The organism is Methylocystis sp. H62 (assembly GCF_015709515.1).
Taxonomy (GTDB): domain Bacteria; phylum Pseudomonadota; class Alphaproteobacteria; order Rhizobiales; family Beijerinckiaceae; genus Methylocystis.
Genome location: NZ_JADNQZ010000015.1, coordinates 1 through 3,692 on the forward strand (window position 1 = coordinate 1; position 3,692 = coordinate 3,692).

Sequence of the window (3,692 nt, forward strand, 5' to 3'; positions counted from 1 at the left end):
CGGGCACAGGCAAAACCCATCTTGCGATCGCCATCGCCCGAAGCTGCATTCGCGCCGGATCGCGCGGGCGCTTCTACACCACCGTCGATCTGGTCAATCGCCTTGAGGCGGAAGCGCGCGCCGGGCGGCAGGGGCGGCTCGCCGATTATCTGACCCGTCTCGACGTCGTCATCCTCGACGAACTCGGCTATCTGCCCTTCGCCCAGGCCGGCGGCCAACTGCTGTTCCATCTGGTCAGCCGACTCTATGAGCGCACCTCGATCATCGTCACGACCAACCTGGCCTTCGGCGAATGGCCGAGCGTTTTCGGCGATCCGAAAATGACGACCGCGCTGCTCGATCGGCTGACCCACCACTGCGACATCGTCGAGACCGGCAACGAAAGCTGGCGCTTCAAGAACCGCGCCTGATAACGCCGCCGCGCGCATCGTAACTCCGGTCGGGCTACGCCCTCCCTCCGTCACGACGCGCGCAACACGGGGGTCAATGTTGGACGCCGATAAGGGGTCAAACTCCAGCGCCGATTGACACACCGGCGTCTTGCCGCACCGCACGATATGGCGCGGCCCGCGCACGGCGGCGGCGGGATTGGTCGGCATTATCTGGCCGATGACAAGCCAATCGAACAAATGACGCAACGCCGCTAAACGCAGTTTTGCGGTCGGCGCAGAGCGCGCCTTGGCGAGCTTCTCGATATAGGCGGCAACATGCACGCTCTCGATCGCCGTGAGCTGCGTGACGCCGCGCGTCTCCAGCCAATCGAAGAATTCGGCGGCCGCGCGCGCATAGGCGCGGCGCGTGTGCGGATTGCGGATGTTGGCGACGAAGGATTCCCAGAAGCGCGTTTGCGCGTGCTCGCCGGCGGACGGGACGAGCACGGGAACCTGAGCGCTGAGGAGAACGAGATGGCTCATGCGGTCGATTTCTTCGCCAGCGCCTTTTCGAGCTTCGCGAGGTCGTCCTCCAGCTTCTCAATGAGCAGCGGCGTCGAAGCCGCGACCAGCTCAAGCCCTTTGGTCGTCGGTTTCTTCGAGACGACCTTCAGAAGGTCCTGGCTGCGTTGAATCGCCTCCCCCGTTTGGGCAATCGCATTCTTCAGCTCATTCTCGTCGAGTTTTCCATAGGCCATGACGCTGTCTCCAATATGTATGATAAAGGATATCATCATATATAGACGCCAAAGAAAAAGCCCCAGCCGAAGCTGGGGCGGGAAAGGACATCAATAAGATAGGACAAGCCGTCGCTTTTAAACTAAAGCACTTACCCTCCTACCTGGGAGTCTCTTGCTTAGATTTGTAATAGTTCAGCAGGCCTTCCCGAGCGACTTGATCATTCAGTTGCAGACTTTGTGCAAGTACTCCTTCGACTTTGGTCTTGCGAGGCGCGGCTTCGGGGACGACCTCTCGTTGGCGCAATGCCTTTAAATGCTCCGCCGCCTCGGTATTTCCCGATATCCCCAGACTAAGCAAGAAGTACTTCGTTAAGTCTTGTTGTTTGGCTTCTTCCGGTCGGCCGTCGCCCATCCAAAGTAGCTTTAACGCCTGGGGCGAAGCGTTGTCCTTGAGGAAGGTAAGCGCCGCCTTACTGCCATTGCGGCTAACTATATAGCCGAGGGCCATAACCGCTCCTACACGGCCCTTGTAGGCAGCATGCGACGATGCCGCATCCGCAGTTCCAGGCAACTGTGCCGTCGCTTCGCGTCTGCCCTGGATGTAAGCGATGAGTGGTTCAACGGCGCGCTCACTGCCGATCATGCCCAGGGTAAGAGCTGCGTTCTCGTGATATTGAACCCGGCTTGGATCTCGGAGAATTGTAAGCAACGTATCAACGCTTTCATCCCCGTAGCTAGCAGCCTCGGCAAGCGGTAGACCGTCAAAGTAGACTTGACTCACAAACTGATCGACAGGCAATTTTTTCTCGCGTGCAGTCGCCTGTCCACCGGAGTATTTGCGTATCTGCTCTCCCGGCGCTTGCTCACCGCTACCGTAGTTTGGCATTTGTCCACTGGACTGCTTTTGCATCTGCTCTCTCGGCATTTGTCCACCGGCGTCGTAGTTGGGCATCTGCTCTCCAGGCATCTGTCCACCGGACTGCTTGCGCATCTGCTCTCCGGGCATCTGCCCACCGGCGTCGTAGTTGGGCATCTGCTCTCCAGGCATCTGTCCACCGGACTGCTTGCGCATCTGCTCTCCGGGCATCTGCCCACCGGCGTCGTAGTTGGGCATCTGCTCTCCAGGCATCTGTCCACCGGACTGCTTGCGCATCTGCTCTCCCGGCATGCCAGGCCCCGAAGTTACGCCTTGCGCCACCGTTGTAGACGGAATGTTCATCGCCGCGACGTTGACCACCGGTTGCTGACCGCTGAACGCATTGCACTCTGTTTGGTTTATCCGTCTCCGATTGTTTCCGATGGAGAAATACATCACGTTGTCGGTCGAGGTGTCGCGGTGGGGAAGATTTTGATTGTGCCCAAACTCGTGGGCCCAAAGTATGCCTTCCTGCCCCGCGGTGAACCGTTCGGTGATGAACGACGTGCCTGGCGTTTGGCCGCAACCAATAATCGAGGTGTTAAACTGGCCTCCGCAAAAATTTACATCAGCGACTACTTTGACGTTACCCGCCAAGTTGAACACTTCAGACAACTCCGCCGCATTATCGAGACTGCCATCGCCATTATTGAAGACAACGACATTGCCTGAACGTTGAAGAGCAACTGAACAGGCGACATCGTCAGGACCATCGTTCGTTTGCAGCACGGTGGAGGAGTCGCCAAGAATCCGATCCACGTCCCCGTCCGTCAAACCTGCGGTATTGTGCCGGCTGACGGTCAAAGAACGCCTGGCGACGTCTGTCCACCACTTGCCGTACATTGCGCGATCCGTCCCGCGGGCAAAGCAGTGGAGGTGGCCCGGTCCCCAGCTCACACATTCAGGCTCCTCGAGGATGACCCCACCCATGTTCTCCCAGCCGCCCCAACCATTGCCCGTCCACCACTTGCCGTACATCGCGCCATCGGTCCCGCGGCCAAAGCAGTGGAGGTGACCCGGCCCCCAGCTCACGCATTCCGGTTTGTTGAGAAGCACCCCACCCATGTTCTCCCAGCCGCTCCAGCCACTGCCCGTCCACCACTTGCCGTACATTGCGCGATCCGTCCCGCGGGCAAAGCAGTGGAGGTGGCCCGGCCCCCAGCTCACACATTCAGGCTCCTCGAGGATGACCCCACCCATGTTCTCCCAGCCGCCCCAACCATTGCCCGTCCACCACTTGCCGTACATCGCGCCATCGGTCCCGCGGCCAAAGCAGTGGAGGTGACCCGGTCCCCAGCTCACGCATTCCGGTTTGTTGAGAAGCACCCCACCCATATTCTCCCAGCCGCCCCAGCCACTGCCGGTCCACCACTTGCCGTACATCGCGCCATCGGTCCCGCGGCCAAAGCAGTGGAGGTGGCCCGGCCCCCAGGTCACGCATTCCGGTTTGTTGAGAAGCACCCCACCCATATTCTCCCAGCCGCCCCAGCCACTGCCGGTCCACCACTTGCCGTACATCGCGCCATCGGTCCCGCGGCCAAAGCAGTGGAGGTGGCCCGGCCCCCAGGTCACGCATTCCGGTTTGTTGAGAAGCACCCCACCCATATTCTCCCAGCCGCCCCAGCCACTGCCGGTCCACCACTTGCCGTACATCGCGCCATCGGT

Annotated in this window: 2 protein-coding genes and 2 pseudogenes; 1 reads left to right on the top strand and 3 read right to left on the bottom strand. The window is 60.2% G+C overall.

The window, feature by feature from the left end; translation table 11 throughout:
- On the top strand, nucleotides 1–410 hold a 410-nt coding region (locus IYY11_RS00260), incomplete at its 5' end, for an ATP-binding protein (RefSeq protein WP_196402292.1).
- Between the two features lie 213 nt (nucleotides 411–623).
- Here IYY11_RS00260 and IYY11_RS22485 read toward each other — a convergent pair.
- From IYY11_RS22485 to IYY11_RS00275, 3 genes and pseudogenes are all read right to left on the bottom strand, one after another.
- Nucleotides 624–914: pseudogene (locus tag IYY11_RS22485) on the bottom strand (site-specific integrase); the annotation flags it as partial.
- Nucleotides 911–1,129, bottom strand: a complete 219-nt coding sequence (locus IYY11_RS00270; RefSeq protein WP_196402293.1) for a hypothetical protein — start codon at nucleotides 1,127–1,129, stop codon at nucleotides 911–913. The gene IYY11_RS00270 and the pseudogene IYY11_RS22485, both read right to left, overlap by 4 nt.
- 139 nt (nucleotides 1,130–1,268) lie before the next feature.
- Nucleotides 1,269–3,692 (bottom strand): annotated as a pseudogene (locus tag IYY11_RS00275) (hypothetical protein); the annotation flags it as partial.

Bases quoted from the DNA above. Each gene is read 5' to 3' on its own strand.
- IYY11_RS00270 (WP_196402293.1), bottom strand. From the start codon at position 1,129: ATGGCCTATGGAAAACTCGACGAGAATGAGCTGAAGAATGCGATTGCC.